This is a genomic window from Sorangium sp. So ce327 (assembly GCF_051530205.1).
Lineage (GTDB): Bacteria > Myxococcota_A > Polyangia > Polyangiales > Polyangiaceae > Sorangium > Sorangium cellulosum_B.
This window is the reverse complement of the sequence record NZ_CP150330.1, coordinates 6,624,482-6,645,167: the sequence shown is the minus strand read 5'-3', so window position 1 is coordinate 6,645,167 and position 20,686 is coordinate 6,624,482. Positions and strand designations below refer to the sequence as shown.

General features: G+C 71.1%; 15 protein-coding genes. 5 read left to right on the top strand and 10 right to left on the bottom strand.

Going from position 1 to position 20,686, the window contains the following annotated elements; all coding sequences use genetic code 11:
* Positions 1-31 precede the first annotated feature (31 nt).
* The 5 genes from WME95_RS24820 to pilB form a co-directional block, all read right to left on the bottom strand.
* A complete protein-coding gene (locus WME95_RS24820) occupies positions 32-1,180 on the bottom strand; it encodes an OmpA family protein (RefSeq protein ID WP_437555164.1) in 1,149 nt (382 codons plus the stop codon).
* Positions 1,181-1,188: 8 nt separating this feature from the next.
* Positions 1,189-1,515, bottom strand: coding sequence for a DUF4398 domain-containing protein (locus WME95_RS24815; protein WP_012237102.1), 327 nt, complete (start codon positions 1,513-1,515; stop codon positions 1,189-1,191).
* A 108-nt stretch (positions 1,516-1,623) separates the two neighbouring features.
* Positions 1,624-2,316: a transcriptional repressor LexA gene (gene lexA, locus WME95_RS24810; protein WP_012237101.1), complete on the bottom strand. Its 693-nt coding sequence runs from the start codon at positions 2,314-2,316 to the stop codon at positions 1,624-1,626.
* A gap of 198 nt (positions 2,317-2,514) precedes the next feature.
* Positions 2,515-3,654, bottom strand: coding sequence for a type IV pilus twitching motility protein PilT (locus WME95_RS24805; RefSeq protein ID WP_437555162.1), 1,140 nt, complete (start codon positions 3,652-3,654; stop codon positions 2,515-2,517).
* Between the two features lie 4 nt (positions 3,655-3,658).
* Positions 3,659-5,359 (bottom strand): type IV-A pilus assembly ATPase PilB, encoded by a 1,701-nt coding sequence (pilB, locus tag WME95_RS24800; protein ID WP_437555160.1) that lies wholly within the window; start codon positions 5,357-5,359, stop codon positions 3,659-3,661.
* A gap of 105 nt (positions 5,360-5,464) precedes the next feature.
* On the opposite strand from pilB, the gene WME95_RS24795 reads away from it, so the two are divergent.
* Complete coding sequence (locus WME95_RS24795; protein WP_437910867.1) at positions 5,465-6,688, top strand: FHA domain-containing protein; 1,224 nt, start codon at positions 5,465-5,467, stop codon at positions 6,686-6,688.
* A complete protein-coding gene (locus WME95_RS24790) occupies positions 6,685-8,028 on the top strand; it encodes a serine/threonine-protein kinase (protein ID WP_437910866.1) in 1,344 nt (447 codons plus the stop codon). The genes WME95_RS24795 and WME95_RS24790 overlap by 4 nt, the downstream gene beginning before the upstream one ends.
* Positions 8,029-8,042: 14 nt before the next feature.
* Here WME95_RS24790 and WME95_RS24785 read toward each other — a convergent pair whose 3' ends face one another.
* On the bottom strand, positions 8,043-8,249 hold the full coding sequence (locus WME95_RS24785; protein ID WP_437910865.1) for a hypothetical protein: 207 nt from the start codon (positions 8,247-8,249) through the stop codon (positions 8,043-8,045).
* Positions 8,250-8,505: 256 nt separating this feature from the next.
* On the opposite strand from WME95_RS24785, the gene WME95_RS24780 reads away from it, so the two are divergent.
* Positions 8,506-11,307, top strand: a complete 2,802-nt coding sequence (locus WME95_RS24780) for a tetratricopeptide repeat protein (RefSeq protein WP_437910864.1) — start codon at positions 8,506-8,508, stop codon at positions 11,305-11,307.
* Positions 11,308-11,317: 10 nt separating this feature from the next.
* Here WME95_RS24780 and WME95_RS24775 read toward each other — a convergent pair whose 3' ends face one another.
* Both WME95_RS24775 and WME95_RS24770 read right to left on the bottom strand, forming a co-directional pair.
* A complete protein-coding gene (locus WME95_RS24775; RefSeq protein WP_437910863.1) occupies positions 11,318-13,465 on the bottom strand; it encodes a M3 family metallopeptidase in 2,148 nt (715 codons plus the stop codon).
* Between the two features lie 42 nt (positions 13,466-13,507).
* Entirely contained in the window at positions 13,508-15,025 is a 1,518-nt protein-coding gene (locus WME95_RS24770) for a hypothetical protein (RefSeq protein ID WP_437910862.1), read from the bottom strand.
* A 444-nt stretch (positions 15,026-15,469) separates the two neighbouring features.
* Here WME95_RS24770 and WME95_RS24765 point away from each other — a divergent pair, with 444 nt between their 5' ends.
* Entirely contained in the window at positions 15,470-15,745 is a 276-nt protein-coding gene (locus tag WME95_RS24765) for a hypothetical protein (RefSeq protein ID WP_437910861.1), read from the top strand.
* 40 nt (positions 15,746-15,785) lie between these two features.
* On the opposite strand, the gene pruA is transcribed toward WME95_RS24765, so the two are convergent.
* Complete coding sequence (gene pruA, locus WME95_RS24760; protein ID WP_437910860.1) at positions 15,786-17,426, bottom strand: L-glutamate gamma-semialdehyde dehydrogenase; 1,641 nt, start codon at positions 17,424-17,426, stop codon at positions 15,786-15,788.
* Positions 17,427-17,614: 188 nt separating this feature from the next.
* Between pruA and WME95_RS24755 the strand changes: the two genes are divergently transcribed.
* Positions 17,615-18,619, top strand: a complete 1,005-nt coding sequence (locus WME95_RS24755) for a DUF2804 domain-containing protein (RefSeq protein WP_437910859.1) — start codon at positions 17,615-17,617, stop codon at positions 18,617-18,619.
* Between the two features lie 34 nt (positions 18,620-18,653).
* Here the strand turns inward: WME95_RS24755 and ligA are convergent, their stop codons facing one another.
* The gene (ligA, locus tag WME95_RS24750) at positions 18,654-20,684 is read right to left on the bottom strand and encodes an NAD-dependent DNA ligase LigA (RefSeq protein WP_437910858.1); all 2,031 of its coding nucleotides are present in this window, start codon (positions 20,682-20,684) and stop codon (positions 18,654-18,656) included.
* Positions 20,685-20,686 lie beyond the last annotated feature (2 nt).

Here is a 20,686-nt window from a genome sequence, read left to right as displayed (position 1 = left end):
CACGCCAGGCGGTGCTCCCGCGACGGCTGGACTACTGCGCGCCCTCCGTACGGACGAACTGCACGCGCCGGTTCAGGGCACGGTTCTGGTCGGACGTGTTCGGCACGATCGGCTGCTCCATGCCGTACCCCTTCGATGTCAGCCGGGCCTCGTCGATGCCCTTGGCGACCAGGTACTTCTTCACCGAGGCCGCGCGCCGATCCGACAGCTTCTTGTTGTAGGCCGCGGCGCCCTTGTTGTCCGTGTGCCCCTGGATCTCGATCTTGATCTTCGGGTTCTGCTGGAGGACCTCGACCACGGCGTCGAGGATCGGGAAGCTCTCGGGCCGGATCTTGTCCTTGTCGAACTCGAAGTGGATCTGCTGCGTGATCTTGATCTCCTTCTCGGTGACGATGACCAGGCTCGGCTTCTTCGGGCAGCCCGGCTTGTCGCCGCCGACCACGCCCGGCTCGTTCGGGCACTGGTCCTCGAGATCGACCACGGTGTCCTGGTCGTTGTCCGGCTCGGGGCAGCCGTCGGCGTCCTCGTAGCCGTCCGGATCCTCCGGGTCGTTCGCGCAGTTCTTGCCCGTGCTGTCCTTGTCGTTCGCGTCGAGGACCGTATCGAGGTCGTTGTCGAGCTCGGGGCAGCCGTCCTCGTCGAGGTAGCCGTCCTTGTCCTCGGGCAGGAGCACGCAGCTGTCCTTGCCGTCCGTCAGGCCGTCGCCGTCCGTGTCCGGATCGTCCGGGCAGCCGTCATCGTCCTGGAAGCCGTTCCAGGTCTCGGCGTCGCACGGGCACTTCTTGTCCTGCGGATCGAGCAGCCCGTCGCCGTCGCAGTCTCCGGGCTTGGGCGGCGGCGCCTCCTCGACGAACCCGCGCTCGGCGCACTTCTGCGGCGGCGAGAGGTCGTACGCGGCGTGCGTGTTCGCCTTCGCGATGTCGAGGTGCTCCTTGGCCCGGACGAAGAAGCCCTGATCGAGCTCGACCGAGGCGAACGACAGGTGCGACTTCGCCATCGCCAGCTCGCGCGGCGCGCAGCGGAGCGCGCCGTTGCGCTCCGCCTGCTTCGCGATGGTGGTCAGCGCCTCGATGTCGCCGCGCATGACCGGCACCTGCGTGCACGAGAAGGCGGCCCCGGCGATCGCCACGACAGCGACGGCACCTGCGCGACGGGCGCGGCGGGAACTGCGGCGCGTCATTCCAATGCTCATCGACCCGCGCCCTCGTGCGCCTGTTTCGCTAGGGTGATCGCCTTGTCCGCGTACTCCTCTGCGACGTCGGCGAAGTCGATCGCGTCGCCGTAGTCGGCGGCCGCGGCCTCCTCCCGAGCCTTCCAGAGGTGCTCGCGCGCGGTGTAGTACTCGTACGGCGCATACTTCTCTGCGCCGAGCGCCTCGGCCGTCTCGAGCTTGCTCGAGGCCGAGTTCGCGGTGAACGCGTAGAGGGTACCGCCGCAGCCGCCCGTGAGAGCCGCCGCGAGCACCATGCCCGCGCCTGAAATCCAAGTCCCGAATCGCCGCCCGTGCGTCGTCACGATCGCGTTCTTTCTGGAGCGGGCACCTAAGACCGTCTGCCCGGCCGTCGCGACGCTATCAAGGCCGCTCGGCGCGCGTCAACCGGCTCGGGGAAGGGAAGGGTGAGGTCAGAGCTTCCGGTAGACGCCGACGACCACGCCGAGGAGCATGGCGGGCTTGAAGTCGCTCGCCCGGACCAGGATCGGCGCCATCGCCGCGTTCGCCGGCTGGAAGCGCACGTAGTCCTTCTCGGGGAAGAAGTATTTTACCGTCGCCTCGTCGCCGATCAACGCCACCACGATGTCGCCGCGCTGCGCGGTGAGCTGCCGGCGCACGAAGATGTAGTCGCCGCTGAAGATGCCCGCCTCGATCATCGAGTCGCCGGTGACGCGCAGGCCGAACACCTCGCGCCCGCCGCGCACGAGCGTGCGCTCGATCCGGACCGTATCGAGGACGTGCTCCTCGGCGAGGATCGGCAGGCCCGCGGCGATCCGGCCGACGACCGCGATCTCGACGAGGTCGTCCTCCTGATCGTTCGCAGGGGCGTCGTTCCCACCGTTCACGAGCGCGCCGCGGAGATCGGCGCCGCCGCCGGCGCCCGCGCCGTCCAGATCGCGCGGGCGGAGCGCGCGCGACTTCATGTCCTCGCGCGTGAGGTAGCCCTTGCGTTCGAGCGCCCGGAGGTGATCGTTCACCCCGTTCGTCGAGCGAATCCCCATATGCGCGCCGATCTCGCGCAGCGTCGGCGGGTAGCCGCGCTCGCTGATCGACTGCCGGATATAGTGAAGCACCTGCTGTTGTCGCTCGGTGAGCCCCTGCATCGGGCGGAACCTACTGAACGGTTGGGTAGATGTCAAAAAAGTGTGGAGCCCCCTCTCCAAAACCTCGATTTTACTGCGATTTTCTGGATGCCAGCGGCGCTCGTCCGACCGTCCGCCCCGCCTCCCGCCGCGCCGCGCCGTGAGCCGTAAGGCGGGTCGAGCGTGCAGGGTGAACCGAAGGGCAGGGCGCCGCTGTGGTCAGGGCTGCTTCGGGCCGTTGTTCCGCGAGCTCACCGCCTGACGGGGCTCCAGCATCGCCCGGATCTCTTCGCCGTCGGCGGCCGCCGCGAACGCCTCCTCCAGCGTGATCATCCGGCGCTGGTAGAGGGACACGAGCGACTGGGCCATCGTCTGCATGCCGCTGCCGGACTGGCCCACCTGCATCTGCGAGTAGATCTGGTGGAGCTTGTCCTCGCGGATGAGGTTCCTGATCGCCGCGTTCGGGATCATGACCTCCATCGCCATGACGCGCCCCGGGCCGTTCGCGCGCGGCAGGAGGAGCTGCGTCATCACGGCGACGAGCGTGAACGAGAGCTGCTGGCGCACCTGCGACTGCTGGTGCGGCGGGAAGACGTCGATGATGCGGTTGATCGTCGAGATCGCCGAGTTCGTGTGGAGCGTGGCGAACACGAGGTGGCCGGTCTCGGCGATCGTCAGCGCCGACTCGACGGTCTCGAGGTCGCGCATCTCACCGACGAGCACGACGTCCGGATCCTGGCGCAGGGCGTACCGCAGGGCGTCCTTGAACGACGCGGTGTCGGAGCCGATCTCGCGCTGGTTCACGAGCGACAGCTTGTGCGGGTGCAGGTACTCGATCGGATCCTCGATCGTGAGGATGTGCAGCCGCTGCTCCGAGTTGATCTTGTCGATGATGCTCGCGAGCGTGGTCGTCTTGCCCGAGCCCGTCGGGCCCGTCACGAGCACGAGGCCGCGGGGCTTGGCGGTGATGTCGAGCACCACCGGCGGCAGGCCCAGCTCGTCGAAGTTCATGATCCGGAAGGGGATCTGCCGGAACGCGGCGGCGACGGCGCCGCGCTGCATGTAGATGTTGGCGCGGAAGCGGGCGAGCCCCTTCATGCCGAACGAGAGATCGAGCTCGTTGCGCTGCTCGAACGCCGCCACCTGCTCCTCGCTCAGCACCGAGTAGCAGAGCTGCTTCGTGTCGCTCGGCATGAGCGGCGGGAGCTTCAGCGGCACCACCGTGCCGTCGATGCGCAGGAGCGGCGGCGTGCCGCTCGTGATGTGCATGTCGCTCGCGCCCTTCTCCACCATCGCGCGGAGGAGCTGCTGGAGCGTGTACCGGAGGCCTTCCTGCTGTCCGACGAGCTCGGTGGTCATGCGCTCAGTCCCCCATCGTCACGCGGCCGACCTCCTCGGTCGTGGTGACGCCCGCGAGCACCTTCTCGATCCCGCTCATCCGGAGGGTCAGCATCCCGCCCTTGATCGCGGCGGCCTTGAGCTCGGCCGTGGACGCGCCCTGGAGGACCATCTCCTTCAGCGCGTCGGTGAAGCGCATGACCTCGTAGAGCGCGACGCGGCCCTTGTAGCCGGAGCCGTTGCAGGTCTTGCAGCCCGCGCCGCGGATGAGCTCCGCGCGCGCCACCTGCTGCTCGGTGAAGCCGAAGTCGAGGAGCACCCTCGCGTCGACCTTCAGCGGGACGCGGCAGTCCGGGCAGATCTTGCGCGCGAGGCGCTGGGCCAGCACGAGGTTCACGCTGGCGGTGATGAGGAACGGCTCCACGCCCATGTTGAGGAGGCGCGAGATCGTCGACGGCGCGTCGTTCGTGTGCAGCGTCGAGAGCACGAGGTGGCCGGTGAGTGCGGCCTTGACGGCGATCTCGGCCGTCTCGAAGTCGCGGATCTCGCCGACCATGATGATGTCCGGGTCCTGCCGGAGGAACGACCGCAGCGACATCGCGAAGTTCAGCCCGATGTCGTCGTGCATCTGCACCTGGTTGATGCCGTGCAGGTTGTACTCGACAGGGTCCTCGGCGGTGCTGATGTTCGAGCCGATCTGGTTGAGCTCCGACAGCGCCGAGTAGAGCGTCGTCGTCTTGCCGGAGCCGGTCGGGCCGGTGACGAGGACCATGCCCCACGGCTGGCCGATCGCCCACTTGAAGTCGGCGAGCGGCTTCGGATCGAAGCCGAGCTTCGCCATGTCGAGCTGCAGGTTCGACTTGTCGAGGAGGCGGAGGACGATCTTCTCGCCCCAGATCGTCGGCAGCACCGAGACGCGGAAGTCCATCTCCCGGCCCCTGCCCATCTTCAGCTTGATGCGGCCGTCCTGCGGGAGCCGCCGCTCGGCGATGTCGAGCGAGCTCATGATCTTGAGGCGGCTCGAGATCGCGTTCTTCAGCTTGATCGGCGGCTGCATCTCCTCCATCAGCACGCCGTCGATGCGGTAGCGCACGCGGAGCTTCTTCTCGTACGGCTCGACGTGGATGTCGCTCGCGCCCTTCTTGATGGCGTTCAGGAGGATCGCGTTGACGAGCCGGACCACGGGCGCGCCCTCGGCGGCCTTCTCCAGCTCGAGGACGTTCACGTCGTCGGCCTCGACCTGGAAGCCGACCTCCTCCTCCCCGAACTCGCTCAGCACCTCGTCGTAGGAGGGCCCGACGTTGTAGGCGCGCTCGATCGCCTCCGTGATGCCGGTCTCGGACGCGACGACGGGCTCCACGTTGAAGCCCGTGAGGAACTTGATGTCGTCGATCGCGTGGAGGTTCGTCGGGTCGGCCATCGCCACGACGAGCGCCGTCCCCGACCTGGAGATGGGGATGATCTTGTGCTTCTCGCAGACGTCCCGCGAGACGAGGCGCGAGACCTCCGCGTCGATCTCGTACTCGTCGAGGGCGACGGCCGGGACGCGGTACTGCGTCGAGAGGAAGCTCGTGATCTCTCCGTCGGAGATGTACCCGAGCTTGGCGAGCGCGTACCCGAGGTTCTGACCTGTCTTGCGCTGCTCCTCTTGGGCTTGCCTGAGCTGCTGGAGGCTGATGAGCTTTTCGCGGACGAGCAGTTCGCCGAGGCGGTTCGTTGTCGACATCGAGGCCGCAAATCCTGCGGGTGACGAGGGAGGGAGTCAACGCTGGCGGTTGGGGCCGGCGCGCATCAAGGGTAGGATGTCGGATGGGGGCGAGGATGGCGCTGCGTGAGTCTCTTTGAGTGGTTCGGGCTCAGGCGGGGGGACAGCCGACGCAGGGCGGCCGAGGCCAAGGAGCTCGCCGGCGATCTCGCGGGGGCGGTCGAGCTGTACCTCGACGCCGGGATGCCGGACGACGCGGCCCGGGTCCTCCTCCTCCGGGCGGACGCCGAGCGGAGCGTCGAGAAGCGGATCGCCTTCTGCGCGTCGGCGTCCCGCATGGCGGAGAGCCCGGAGCTCAAGCGCGCGGCGCTCGGGCGCAAGGCGCTGCTCGCGTTCGATCTGGTGCGCGCGCGGGGCGCGAGCGTGATGCGGAGCGAGGCGCTGGCCGTCGCGCGCGAGCTCGAGGAGGCGGGCGAGCTCGAGCGCGCGGCCGACGCGTACGCCCTGGTGGGCGACACCGAGTCGGAGACGCGGGTGCTGGCCGCGGCGGGCGCGATCGAGCGGCTCGAGGAGCGGCTCCGCTCCTCGATGACCGTCGAGAGGGACCAGCGAGAGCTCGCCGCCGTCCTGCGGTCGATCGCGGATCTCGACCGGATGGCGGAGCGCCGCGAGGCGATCGCGGTGGCCGAGGCCTGGATCGCGGGGAACCGCGGCGGCGAGCAGGTGGCCGACGCCCTGCGCGCGATCCGCGCGCGGCTCCTCTCGGGGCCGATCCTCTCGCTCGAGCTCGGCGGCGCGCTCCTGCGGTGCGCGCTCGGCGACGAGGTCACGATCGGCCGCGGCGAGGCGACCGTCGTCGTCGCGTCCCGCGCCGTCAGCAGGACGCACGTGCGGATCCGGCGCGGCCCGTCCGGCGTCGAGGTCGAGGACCTCGGGACGCGCAACGGCACGACGCTCGCGGGCGCGCGGCTCACGGGGCCGCTGCCCGTCGGCCGCGGCGTGCAGCTCCTGCTGGGCGGGGAGGTGCCGTGCGCGATCACGCCGGGGACGGGGGAGGGGTGCGTGGTGGAGATCGCGGGCGATCGCTTCACGGCGCCGCTCGGCGATCTGCCGGTCGGCCCCTGGCGGATCCGCGTCGATCGGGCTGGGGCCTCGGCGTTCGTCGCGCTGAAGACGCCGCCGGGGGCGCCGCCGCCGTTCCTCGGCGACTACCAGCTCGCGCCGTCGGTCGAGCTGTGCGCGGGCGACGCGATCGCCTCGGCGCGCGGGGGAACCGCGGTCTTCCGGCTACCCCCCGCGGGCGAGGCTCCGTCGATCCGGCGTGGCGGCGCCGAGGGCGGCGCGGCGTGAGCCTGTGGCGGCGGCTCAAGGAGCGCCTCGGCGGCGCCGCGGCGGACGGCGGTGCGCCGGCGGACGCGCGCGGCGCCGCCGGGCCGGGCGGGGCGGACGTCGGGGGCAGCGCGCATCCTGCGCGAGCGGAGCGGCCGCAGGCGCACGCGCGCGCGTCGCGTGAAGGTGGAGGCGACGACATCGCGCGCCTGCGGAGCTCCGGCACGCGGGAGGGGCCCTCGACGGACGAGGTCATCGCCGTGCTCCGGCGGGCGCGCGGGACGCTCCGGGAAGCCGAGGCCGTGGCGCACCTCGTCGCGGCGATGGAGGAGCGGGTGCTGCCCGATCCGATCCGCGTGGCCTGCGCGGATCTGCTCGCGGCCCGGGGCGACGAGCAGGGCGCGCTCGCCGTGCTGGAGGGCGCCGCGTCGCGCGAGCGCGGGGGCGCGTCGCGCGCCCAGCCGGTGTCCTCGACCGAAGGCCTCGTCCTCGCGGCCGATCTCTACGCCTCGCTGGGGCAGCTCCCGCGCGCGGTCGGCGCGATCGAGCGGGTGCTCGTCCGGGAGATCGGCGCGCCAGGCGCGCGCGAGCGCCACCAGCGCTGGCGGGCGGCGCTCGGCGCGGATCGGCCCGCCGCGGTCGCCCGGCTGGAGGATGTGACCGTGGTCGCGCCCTCGGCGGGCAAGAGCCCGTTCCGCCTGCTCCGGGAGGTGGCGCGCGGCGGCGCCGGCGCGGTTTACGAGGCCGAGGACGAGGTGCTCGGCCGGCGCATCGGGTTCAAGGTCTACCACGGGCGGGGCGGCGACAGGGCGCACCTCACCCGCGAGGTGCGGCTCGCCGCGGCGCTCGGGGGCCCCGGCGTCGTGCGGGTCTTCGACGCGGACCCCGAGGAGGGGTGGATCGCGCTCGAGTGGATCGCGCGGGGGTCGGTGAGGGACGTGCTCCGCGCCGGCGACGCGGCGGCGCTCGCGCCGATCGCGCGGTGGGCGCGTCCGCTCGCGCGCGCGCTCGCCCGAATCCATGAGCGCGGTTACGTCCACGCGGACGTGAAGCCGGCCAACGTGCTCCTGCGCAACCTCGGCGAGCCCGTGCTCACCGACTTCGGGCTGGCCAGGCCGCGTGGCGCGCCGTCCGCCGGCGGCAGCCCAGGGTACGTCTCACCGGAGCGGCTCGCCGGGCGGGCGAGCGATCCGCGCGATGACATCTACGGCTTTGGCCGCGTGCTCGAGGACGTCCTCGTCCACCTCGAGCCGCTCGGCGGCGAGGGCCTCGCTCCCTGGAAGGACCTGTCGCTGCTGTGCCTCGGCCCGGACGACGACAGGCCGCCGGACGGCGCCGCGCTCGTCCGGGCCGCCCGCTGAGCGACGCGGCGGGCTCAGCAAGCTTCGAGGCAGCGCTGGTACCGATCGAACGCGGCCGCGTCGGTGCCATCGAACGCGCCGCAGGGAGCCTCCGCCGCGCACGCCGACGCGCACCGGACGCGGCCGTCGCACGACGCCTCGGCGGAAATGCCGCTGCCGTGGAAGCCGCACTCGTCGGTGTGCTCCGTCGCCTCGTCGCACACGCTCCCGCAGCCGGACACGAGGGCGACCGCGAGCGCAATTGACGCGGCTGACGCGGCTGACGCGGCGCGAGCTGCTCGTGCGCTGCGGGGTACTTCCGTCCACCAACGACGCCTGCCTTCGCTCATGCCTGTTCTCTGCCGGCTGATCTCTCGTGCGGGGGACCTCACGCTGCGGCGTGGTGCGGCGCAGCGTGGCAACCCGCTTCGCTTCGGGCGCGGCCCTGGGTAGATTGCTCGCCTGCATGCGCGTACGCAACGAGAAGAGGGCGCCCTGATGCGCTTGGCCGTCGTCGCCACGCCCAGCCTGCACCGCGATCAGCGGCCGGCGCCCGGCTCGCTCGACGGAGATCTCATCCGGGCCCGCCTCTCGCTGGACGACGCGGGCTTCCGGGTGATCGACGTCGATCCCGCCCGGGATCTCGCGGAGCAGCTCGACGCGCTGTTCGACGAGGTCGTTGCGACGCGGAGGACCCTGGTCGACGCGGAGGACGCCGCGCGCGACGACGCATCCACCCTGTTCCTCTTCTACGCCTCCAGCGCGGTCGCGCTGTCGCCGGACGGGGAGCTCTTCCTCTGCCTCGACCCCGAGAACCCCGGCGTGGGCGACGCGCTGGGCGACATCGCCTCGGTGTTCCGCGATCGCGCGCGCGGCGAGGTGCTCTTCGTCCTCGAGTGCCATCACGGCCCCGGGGCGACCTCGCGCGCCGTCGTCGCCGCCGCGGAGCAGGCGGTGGCGTCTTCCGTGACGGGGGTCGAGCTCCTCGTCGCGGCCCACCCGATCGGCTCGCTCGACGCGGATCTGCCGTCGGTGCTCACCCGCGCCTTCGTCGAGCACCTCGACGAGGCCGAGCCGGAGCGCGGCCTCACCGCGGAGGCGATCTTCCGCCGCGTGGAGGGGAACGCCGACCTCGCCAGCGCCATCCCGTGCTTCGCGCGGACGGGCGGGCGGGGCTCCTTCTCGGTGCTCGTCCCGCGCGGCGGCGCCCCGGGCGCGCCCCCGGCGGAGAGGCCCGAGGCAGCGCAGCTGGTCGTCGCGGACGAGCGGGACGCCGCCACCACGCCGGCGCCGGCGCCGGACGATCCGGTCGCGCAGTACCTCGCGGCTGGCGACATGCTCGCCACCGCCGCGGACCTGGAGGGCGCGCTCACCGCGTACAAGAAGGCGCTCGCGCTCGTCGGCGTCGCGCACCGGGACGCCCGCGCGGAGGTGCATCTGCGCATCGCCCAGACCAGGTGGCGCCAGGAGCGGCACCGCGAGGCGATCGAGAGCTTCGACAAGGCGCTCGCGCTCGCGCCGGAGCACCGGCCCGCGCTCGAGGCGCTGGTCGAGCTCCACCTCACCGGGCGCGATTTCGTCCGGCTGCGCATCGCGGAGGAGCGGCTGCTCACGCGCGTCGAGGGGGACGGCGATCGTTTCGGGCTCCTCGTCCAGTTCGCAGAGCGCTGGGAGAGCATCGCCGGGGAGCCGGCGCGCGCGCTGGAGCTCCTCGAGCGGGCGCGGGAGCTCCGCCCCGACGACCCCACGGTCTTGCGCGGCCTGGGCCGGCTCTACCAGGCAGCGGGCGACGTCGATGCGTCGATCGTGGCGCGCCGATGCCTCATCGACCTGATGGAGGAGCCCAGGGAGCGGGCGGTCGCGCTCCTGGAGCTCGCGCGCACCGCGATGCAGGGCGAGGCCCGCGCGACCTTGACCGAGGTCACGCGGGAGCGGGACGGGATCGAGCTGCTCGAGCGCGCGCTGGACGCAGATCCCACGTTCCTCGATCCGCTCTCCCTCATCGCGATCCTCCTCTCGGCGCGGCAGGAATGGGGCGAGCTCGAGCTCGCGTACCGGCGGATGCTCGAGCGGGCGCAGCGCATCGCCGACCTGCGCGTCCGGAGCGACGTCACCTGGGAGCTCTGCCGCCGCCTCGGCATGCTCTTCCGCGATCACTTGGAAGATCCCAGCTCCGCGCTGGAGGCGTTCGAGGGCGCGGTGGATGAGCGACCGGACGATGTCCCGGGGCGGCTCAGCGCGGCGTCGCTCGCGCGGACCGCCGGCCGGCTCGAGCGCGCCGCCGCGCACCTCCAGGCCGCCGCGGTGCTCGATCCCGGCAACGTCCAGGTGTTTCACGACCTGTTCGACACGTTCCAGAAGCTGAGGCGGGTGGACCAGGCGTGGTCCGCCGCGAGCGTGGCTGTCTACCTCGGCGCGGCCGAGGCGCGGGAGCGCTTCATCTTCGAGGAGCACCGCCCGGCGGGCCTCGTCCAGCCTGCGCGCGGGCTGAGCGTCGCGACGTGGGACCTCCTGCGCGCGGGCGATCGCGATCGCGCGCTCGAGGAGGTCCTCGCGTCGGTCGCCGGCGCGGCGATCCGCGCGCGCTTCGCCCAGCGCGTGCGGGAGAAGCGGGTTCCCCAGCTCGATCCGGCAGCGCGCTCCGACGCGGAGCGGAACGCGGCCGGCGTGGTTCGCCTGTTCTCGTGGGCGAGCCGGTGTCTCGGGATCGCCGCGCCGGCGGTCTACCTCCGCAAGGACGCGCCGATCGCGGTCGCCGCGGTGCCGGTCGAGGAGCCGAGCATCCTCGTCGGCGGCGAGGCGCTCCGCGGGAGGACGGCGGCCGAGCTCGCGTTCCTGGTGGGCAGCCACGTCGCGTACCACGTCGGCCCGCACCGGCTGCTGCTCCATTTCCCGTCGCTCGAGGAGCTCGGCGTCTGCCTCGCGGCGGCCGTCAAGGTGGCGCGGCCGTCGGAGCTCGTACCCGCCGACCTCGAGGGCGCGGTGCTCGGGCTGGTGCCCCTCCTCGACGAGCACCTGACGGAGAGCGAGCGTGACGCCCTGGAGGCCGCGGTGTTCGAGCTCTACGAGATCCGCGCGCCGCTCGATCTCGCGCACTGGGTGGGATCGGTCGAGCGGTGCGCTGCCCGGGTCGGCTATCTGCTGACCAGCGATCTCTCGGTGGCGGCGTCGTCGCTCTCGCGGGGAGACGCGCCGGGCGTGCTGACGGCCGAGGAGAAGATCGGCGATCTCCTCTCGTTCACGGTCTCGGACGCCTACCACGCCTTGCGCGAGGAGCTCGGCGTCGCGATCGAGCCCTGAAGCTGCCCGTTCACTCCTTGCCCCGGAGGTAAGCGAGGTACGCGTCGTGGCTCGGCGGGCGGCCGAGGAAGCGGGTGACGAGCGCTCCTGCCTCGACGCCGCCGCCCTTCGCGAGCACCTCGTCGCGGAACGCGCGCGCGACGGCGGGGTTCAGCAGGCCTTCCTGCTTGAAGCGGGTGAGCACGTCGCGCGAGAGCGACAGCGCCCACTGGTAGCCGTAGTAGCCCGCGTCGTAGGTGATGAGGTGCCCGAAGCTCGACTGCAGGTGCGTCCCCTTCACGAAGGCGAAGGACTCGTTCGCGCGCTGCGCCTGCTCCACGACCACGGTCGCGTCGAAGCCCGGATCGCGGGTGTGGAGCTCCAGATCGATCGACGCGAGGGTGAGCTGCCGCTGCGTCGCGAGCGCTCGACCGAAGCCTCGCGCGCGGGTCATCGCCTGGAAGAGGGCGTCCGGGATCTTCTCGCCGGTCGCGTGGTGCTTCGCGAACAGATCGAGCACCTCGCGCGACCACGCCCACTCCTCGAACATCTGGCTCGGCGCCTCGACGAAGTCGCGCACCGTCGCGGTCCCTGAATAGGAGGCCAGCTCCGAGCGCGTCAGGAGGTGGTGCAGCACGTGCCCGAACTCGTGGAAGAACGTCACCACGTCCTCGTGGGACATCAGCGCCGGCTGCGCCCCCGGCTTCGGGAAGTTGCACTCGAGCGCCGCGACGGGGCTCTGCCACGACCCGTCGTCGAGCAGCTTCGCGGTCCGCACGGTGAACATCGCCGCGTGTTTGTACTTGTCGGGCCTGCTGTAGAGGTCGAGGTAGAACTTGCCGATCAGCTTGCCCTCGGAGCGCACCTCGTACGCGGTCACGTCGGGGTGCCACGCCTTCGCGGGGACCTCCTTGTACTCGAGGGCGTACATCTTCGCGGTGATGTCCATGAGCCCCTGCTTCACCGCGCCGAGCTCGAGGTAATCCGAGAGCGCCTGCGAGTCGAACTGGTACGTGGACGCGCGGACCCGATCCTCGAGGAAGTAGCGATCGGAGGGGGGGAGCTTGTCGGTCGGCTTGCCTCCGAGCCGCACGTGCTCCTTCATCAGCGCGGCGAACTCGGCCTTGGCGGGCTCTTTCAGCGCGGTCCTGACCTGGTCGAGGAAGCCGCGCACGGCGCCGCTCGTCTTGGCCATCCGCGGCTCGATGGCGTAGTCCGCCCAGCTCTTGTAGCCGAGCATCTTGGCCTTCTCGGAGCGGAGCGCGAGGAGGCGATCGACGAGCTTCACGTTCTTCTCGCCGCCGCGGTTGGTGAACAGGACGTAGAGAGCGAGCGCTGCCTTGCGGTCCTTGGCGTAGGTGACGAACGGGAAGAAGTCGGGGTAATCGGTGGTGATCTCGACCTTGCCGTTCGCCTTGGGCGCGTGCTTCGCCACGTACTCCTTGGGCAGCCCTTGGAGGGACGCGGGCGCGATCTCGATCGATGCGGTCGACGCGGACAGGTTCGACATGAACTCCTGCCCGATGCGGGTGATCTGCTCGTTCACGTCGCGGAGGCGCTGCTGTCGGTCGACCGGCAGCGACAGGCCGTTGCGGCGGAAGTCGCGCAGGACATCGGAGAGCAGCCGGGCGCGCTCACCGTTCAACGTCTCGCGCGCGTCGCCTTTCTCGGCGTACGCCTCGATGACGGCGGCGAGATCGGCGTCCAGCCACATCGCGGTCGTGAACCTGTCGACCTTCGGCTCGCAGAGCCTTGCGGCCTCTCGCACCGCCGCGTCCGGGTGCGCGACCCCCATCAGGTAGGGGAACTCGCCCGCGCTGTTCACCTCGAGCGCGGCGTCGTCGAACCGCCCGAGCGTCGCGGCGTAGGTGAGCTTCTCCGGCGGCGCGCCTCGGAGCGCCCTGATCGCGGCGAGGTGCCCCTCCGCGGCGCGCAGGTGCTCGTCGCAGAGCTGCTTCACGCCCTCCACGGTGAGCCCCTGCGCCACGGGATCGAACTCGGCGCGCGTCGGCGTCTCGGACGGCGCGGTCGTCGCCGGGGTCGACGTCGCCGCCTGCGGCGCGGCGCTGCCGGCCGTGGCCGGCGAGGAGACCCCGCCGGTCTGGGTGCCAGCGTTGCAGGCGACGAGCAGGAGAAGTGAGAGGAGCCCGGAGCGCGCGGGGGTGGTGCCGACCTTCATGTCGGTCGGGCTATACCACGGGGAGCGAGGTGCTTCAGACCGTCACTCGGTCTCCGGCGGCAGGTAGGCGAAGAGGCAATTGTATCCTCGGCTCGTCACGTCGGCGGCGGGCGTCCCGGCCGATACCCTGACGAGCAGCCGGTTGTCCGCTGGGGCCTCCGGGATCGCGACCCGCTCGACGTACAGGTTTTCGTCCTCGGTCTCCGTGGCCGAGTAGGTGGCGGCGTCGATCGATGTGCCGTCTCCGTTCAGCACCTCGGCGCTGAGCTCGCGGACCCCGGACCCGTTGCGCTGCGCTTCGCAGACGACCGAGAACGTCCAGCCCTCCTCCACGTCGTCGAGGGGGACGGCATAGATGTCGACGTCGGCGGTCTCTCCGTCGGCGAGCTGGCCCTCGATCGCGTAGCTGACGCCGCCTCCTCCGTTGGCGAAGGAGACAAGGCCGCCTTCCGGCGTCTCCACGACACCGTTGGTCTCCTCCTCCGCCTCGAGGGGATCGGAGCTCGTGCGGTTGTGCAGCACGATGTAGAAGTCGTTCTTTCCTACCTCTCCCGCAGGGCGCTTGACGAAGACGAAGTACTCTTGCCCAGCTTCCACCGGGAGGGCGATATCGCCGCCCGTCGAGGGGTCCACCTTCGCGTACGCGTTGGTCAGATCGGTCGAGGCGAACACGGCGATCTCGCTGACCTTCACCGTCGAGCCGTTGCCCTCGACCCCTGTCGGCTGGTCGACGATCAGCTGGGCGAGGATGGCATTGTCGACCGCAGGGGTCTCCGGCGGGGTGAACGAATACACGTCGACGTCGGTCGCGCTCTCGAAATTGCCGAAAGCGAAGGTGGTGAAGTAGCCCGACTCGTCGTTGTTCAGCTCATAGTGCAGCTGCACGGCCTGCTCGGCGTCATTGTTGGGCTCGGTGTCGCTGATGAGGCTGTCGGTATCGCTCTCCGCCACATCGAGCGCGAGGAGCGCCACCCCGTAGTCGAAGCTCACGACCTCGGCGGGGTCGAAGCAGCCGTTCGGGAAGGCGAACTGCGGGAAGGCGGCGTTGCAATCCTGGACGACGATGACGTACTCGCCGTCTGCTGGCAGGACGGTGAGCAGCTCGCTGTCATTGGTGAAGCCCTGGGCCGGGTCGTCGTTCTGCGCGAGCTGGTTCCCGTCGGCGTCGAGCAGCGTGATGACGGTATCCGGGTATGTCGGATCCCGCTCGTCATCCGAAGGCCTCGCGTCGCTCAGGATGTACACCGGCTGCCCCTTGGCTCCGGTGAAGCTGTAGTAGTCAGCGTCCTCGTCCAACGGCTCGAGCGTCCCCTCGAGCCAACCGTCCTCGGGTTGGATCGGCTCCGCTTCTTCGGGGCTGTCGTTCCCGTCGTCCACCTCGCCTGAGCCCGTGGAGGTGCTGCCGGCGGTGGGGCCGGTGGTCGCGGAGGACGTCGTGGTGCCCCCGGCTCCTCCCTCGCCGCCGCCGCCTCCGTTGCCCTCGTCGTCTCCGCCGCAGCCAGCGGCGGTCGCCGCGATCGTGCTGAGCACGAAGAAACCCAGAAAATGCATCGACTTCATGGCACCTCCAACGTTTTCTATCCCACAGCGACTCCAGGTGTAGCGGCGTGGGAAATATACACCTACGCTTCTGCTCGTCCTGCGCGCCATGGGAGCGCACGCTTTCGACGGGCGGAGATCTGGAGCATACGTAATGGCCGGGTGCTGCTCCACAGCCGAATGGCCGAGTTCGGATCGCCCTGTAGAGCTCGGTGGTTGGCGCGTCGGATGGCAATGGCTCCGGGCATGACTCCCTGAGAAGAGCCTCCGTCTTCGTTGGTGCGATTGACGACTCGGGCGGAACACGGAGTTCGCCGGTGGGCTCACCGGCTCGATTCGCCTCCGGCGGCGTGCGCTTCCAGCAGGGATCCGGGGCAGGGGCGAGCCGGCGCCGCGCGGCCGCCCCCTGCTCGCCTCTCGCCGCCGGCTCGGCCGCGTGCTCCGATGGCCGCTGGAACTTTCGCCATGCCCCGTCCCGCGCTCGTCCTGGCCCTGCTGCTCTTCGCTCCCACCCCTGGATGCTCGTCGGACATCGACGCGTGCGAGGTGGTCTGCACCAAGAACGCCGAGTGCCAGACCGACAGCCCTGGAAAGGACACGTGCGTCGCGCTGTGCCTCGAGCTGTCCGACCGCGCGTCCTATGCCACGGCCATCGAGCGCACGGCCGAGTGTTACGAGGAGGAGGCCCGGTCCTGCGCGGATCTCGCGGGTGGCGTCTGCGACTACTCGCCGGAGGATTGAGCGACGAGGCCCGCCGCCTCTCCGGCGCGGGGCGCGCTTCCTACTCGGCCGCCATGAACGGATAGGCGACCGCGCGCGGCGGGGCGAACGTCTCCTTCACGACCCGCGGGGAGACCCAGCGGAGCAGGTTGAACAGGCTGCCCGCCTTGTCGTTCGTGCCGGAGGCGCGCGCGCCGCCGAACGGCTGCTGCCCGACGACTGCGCCGGTCGGCTTGTCGTTGATGTAGAAATTGCCCGCGGCGAAGCGGAGCGCGTCGCTCGCCGCCTCGATGAACGCCCGATCCCGCGCGAACACGGCGCCGGTCAGGCCATACGGCGACGTCTCGTCGCAGAGCGCGAGCGCCCTGTGCTCCTCGCCGTCGGGGTAGACCCAGACCGTGAGCACCGGCCCGAACAGCTCCTCCGCCATCAGCGGGTGGCGCGGATCCGTGGTCTCGATCAGCGTCGGCTCGACGAACCAGCCGTCGCTCCCGTCGTGCGCGCGCGCGCCGCCGCCGCACACGATCGAGCACGCCGCGTCCGACTTCGCCGCGGCGATCCGCCCCGTGAGCCGGGCGTGCGCGCGCTCGTCGATCACCGCGCCCATGAAGTTGCGGAAGTCGGCGACGTCCCCCACGCGGATCGCCCGGATGTGGCCCACGAGCCGGTCCTTGAGGGCCGGCCAGAGCGAGCGGGGGATGTACGCGCGCGACGCGGCCGAGCACTTCTGCCCCTGGAATTCGTAGGCGCCCCGGACGAGCGCCACGGCGAGCACGTCGACGTCGGCGCTCGCGTGCGCGAAGACGAAGTCTTTCCCGCCGGTCTCGCCCACGATCCTCGGGTAGCTGCGGTAGCGCCCGATGTTCTCCCCGATGCGGCGCCAGATCGACTGGAAGACCGCGGTCGAGCCGGTGAAGTGGATGCCGGCGAAGTCCGGATGATCGAGGCACGCGTTCGAGACGAGCTCGGGCGGGCCCATGACGAGGTTGATGACGCCGCGCGGGAGGCCCGCCTCGATCAACAGCTCCATCACGAAGTGCGCCGAGTACAGCGCGTTCGCGGACGGCTTCCAGACCACCGTATTGCCCATCAGCGCCGGGGCCGCGCACAGGTTGCCCGCGATCGCGGTGAAGTTGAACGGCGTCGCCGCGAACACGAAGCCCTCCAGCGGGCGAGGCTCCGCGAGGTTCCAGATGCCGGGCGCGCTCGCCGGCTGCTCCGCGGCGATCCGGTGCGCGAAGTGGACGTTGTAGCGGAAGAAGTCGATGAGCTCGCACGCCGAGTCGATCTCCGCCTGGTACGCCGTCTTGCTCTGCCCGAGCATCGTCGCCGCGTTCAGCGTGGGGCGGTACCGGGTCGCGAGCAGCTCGGCCGCCTTGAGGAACACGGCGGCGCGCTCGGTCCACGGCGTCCTCGACCAGGCCGGGTGCGCCCGCCGGGCGGCCTCGATCGCGCGCGCGACGTGCTCGGCGCCGCCTTGATGGGCGCGGGCGAGGAGGAGGTCGCGTCGGTGCGGCGCGCGGACCTCGTCGAGCGCGCCGGTCCGGAGCGCCTCCCCGTCGATGACCATCGGGATCTCGATCGTCTCCCGCGCCCGGCGGTCGAGCTCCGCCTTGAGGGCCGCGCGCTCCGGGCTGCCAGGCGCGTACGTGAGGACGGGCTCGTTCAGGGGGCTCGGGGGCGTGGCGATGGCGTCGATCATGACGCGAGTCTAGCGGCGGAGCCGAGGGCGCGCAGGCTCCGGCGCCGCTGCTCTCCGCCGCGGCGTGAGCCAGATGGCCGCGGAGGAGAGCGCTCGGCGCAATCACGCGATTCGCACAACTCTGGCGATGTCAGGTTTCCGGCGTCGCTCGCCTTGGGCGGCGACCACGTCGCCGCTACTCTCGTCCGATGCGCGAGCTCATCACGCCGCCCGATACGATCCTCGACCCGAGCACGGGAGCGGCGCGCGTCGGGTCCTACCGGGGCGATCTCCCGCGCGTCGACCCGGCGCTCCTCGCGCCGCGCAGGCTCGATCGGCTGCTCAAGCACAAGCGATGGGTCTACGTGGCGATCGCGTCCGACGAGATCTTCGTCGCCGTCTCGGTCGTGCACCTCGGCTACCTGTCGATCGCGTTCAGCGTCGTCTTCGACAAGGCAGGCCGTCGATTGCTCGTGGACCGCGCGACGTTCGGGCCGCCGTTCGCGGTGAGCGTGGGCGACGCGGGCGGCGAAGGCCGCTCCGCGCGGGCGTGGCTCCCCCGCGCGCGCCTCCGGATCGAGCGGCCGCGCACGGACGCGACGACCGCGGTGACCGCCGCGCTCCGCGGCGTCGAGCTCGAGGCGCGGCTCGACAGCCGCGCGGCCCCGCCGGCGCTCTCGGCGATTGTGCAGGCCTCGGACGGCTTCCTGATCACCACCGAGAAGCGCCTGCTCCTCGGCGTCGAAGGCGAGGCGTCGGTGCTCGGTCGCCGCATCTCCCTCGACGGAGCGATCGCCAGCTACGACTACACGAGCGGCCTCCTGCGGCGCCGCACGACCTGGCGCTGGGCCCTCGCGCTGGGGCGCGCGGAGAGCGGCGAGCGCGTCGGCCTGAACCTCGGCGAAGGCTTCGTCGGCGACGCCGAGTGCGCGATCTGGATCGACGGCGAGCTCATCCCGCTCGCCGAAGGCCGGTTCACCTTCGACGCGGCCCGTCCGCTCGATCCCTGGCGCGTCCGGACCGCGGACGGCGCCGTGGATCTACGCTTCGTCCCCGGCGCGGCGCACTCGAACCACACGAACCTCGGCTTGCTCGCGTCGGAGTTCATGCAGCCGATTGGCCTCTACTCGGGCACGATCCGCCTCTCGGACGGGCGGCTCCTCGAGCTCCGGGACGTCCTCGGCGTCACGGAGGACCAGGACATCACCTGGTAGGGGCCCGACGGGTCGAGGCCGCGGCTCGCCTCGGTCAGCCGCCGCGGCGCTCGGCGATGAGCTTGTCCAGATCGTCCTCGGTGATGAGCTTCGTGCCGTACTTGCGCGCCTTCACCGCCTTGCTCGACGTGGACACCACGTCGGCGATGACGAGGTAGTTGAGCTCCTTCGTGACGCTGTTCAGCACCCGGCCGCCGTTCGACTCGACGAGGTGGGTGAGCTCGCCGCGGGGACGCGCGCCCGCGCCGGTGAAGCAGAACGTCAGTCCGGCGAGCGGGCCTTCGGCCTCGGGCGCGACCGGGACGATGCCGGCGGCGAGCAGCCGCCCGATCTCGTCGCTGCGGGCGCGCAGCCCTCGAACGATGCTCGCGGCCTTGATCGCGCCGAGGCCCGGGATGCCGGCGAGCTCGTCCTCCCTGGCGGCGAGCAGCTTCTCGATCGTCGTGTACCCCGCCGACACGAGCAGCCGCGCGGTCTGGATCGCGAACCCCTCGATGCCGAGCGCCGCGAGGAACACCGGCAGCGCGAGCGGGAGGCGGCTCTTCAGCTGCTCCAGGCACTTCGTCGCGCTCTTCTCGCCGCGCCGATCGAGGTCGGCGATGCTCTTGACCGTGAGCTTGTAGAGGTCGAGCGGCTCTCGCACGAGGCTTGCGGCCACCACCTGCTCGATCAGCTTATCGCCCCACTCCAGCGCGCCGATGGCGTCGATCCAGTTGTGGATGCGCCCCTCGATGAGCGCGCGGCACGCGGCGTTCCGGCAGAGGAGGTACTCTCCCTCGACGACGAGCGGCGCGCTGCAGACCGGACAGACCGATGGAGGGACGGCGGCGGGGCCGCGCTTCTCGACGACCTCCTCGACGTACGGGATCACGTCGTTGCGGCGCGAGACCAGCACCTCGTCGCCCACGCCGATGCCGAGGCTCCGCACGTTGGCCGAGTTGTGCAGGGAAGCGCGCCGGACGTTGGCGCCGGCGAGCTCGACCGGCTCGACGATCGCCACCGGGGTGACGCGGCCGCTCGGCCCGGTGTCCCACTGGATCGCCACGACCGTCGTCACCTTGGCGGGCGACGCGAACTTGAAGGCGACCGCGCCGCGCGGCCGGCGGTTGACGTCGCCGAGCAGGCCCTGGAGGTGGAGCGAGTCCACGTAGACGACGAGCCCGTCGATCTCGTAGTCGAGGCTCGCGCGGAGCTCGCTCGAGTAGCGCCGGTAGAGCTTCACGACGTCCTCGACGCTGCCGTGCGCGGTCTGCGGCGTCGCGAAGCCGAGCTCGCGCAGCCAGGCGAAGCGCGCCCGGCACGTCGGGATCTCGAGGTGCTCGGCGACGTCGTAGAAGAGCACGGTGCAGTGCTCTGCCCCCTGGCCGTCGAACCGCTTGGCCGCGCCTGCGGCCATGTTGCGCGGGCTGGTGACGCCGGGGAAGTGGCGCTTCATGTCCGAGAGGCGAAGGATGATCTCTCCGCGCACGGACAGCCGGCCCTTCTCCCGGATCCGCGAGGGGATCCCCTTCATCCGCGCGACGTTCGCGGTGATCCGCTCGCCCCACTCGCCGTCGCCGCGCGTGATGGCGTCGACGAGCTTGCCGCCCTTGTAGATGACCTCGATGGAGATGCCGTCGAGCTTCTCCGCCACGAAGAGGTCACCCGCGACGCTCGAGGTGGAGCCCGGTGCCGGCGGCGCGGCGCCCGTGCCGCCGTCGCCGTGCCCGTCCTTCACGAGGATCTCGTCGCACCGGGCGACCCAGCCCAGGAGCTCGTCCTCGGAGACGACCTTGTTGAGCGAGCCCATCGGGATCTCGTGCCGCGCCTTCTCCCACTCCGTGATCAGGGAGGCCGAGCCGACCCGGGCGAGCACCGGATGCGCCGGATCGAGGGCGCGGAGCTCGTCCTCGAGGGCATCGAACGCCGCGTCCGAGATCTCGGGGTGCCCTGCGTAGTAGCTCGCCCTGTATTTCTCGATGCGCTCGGCGAGCTCCTCGATCCTCGCCTTGTGCTTCGGATCCGTCGCGAGCCCGCCCTGCAGCGGGTTGCGCGCTCCGGCGTCGTCGTGGTGTGCCTGCGTCATCG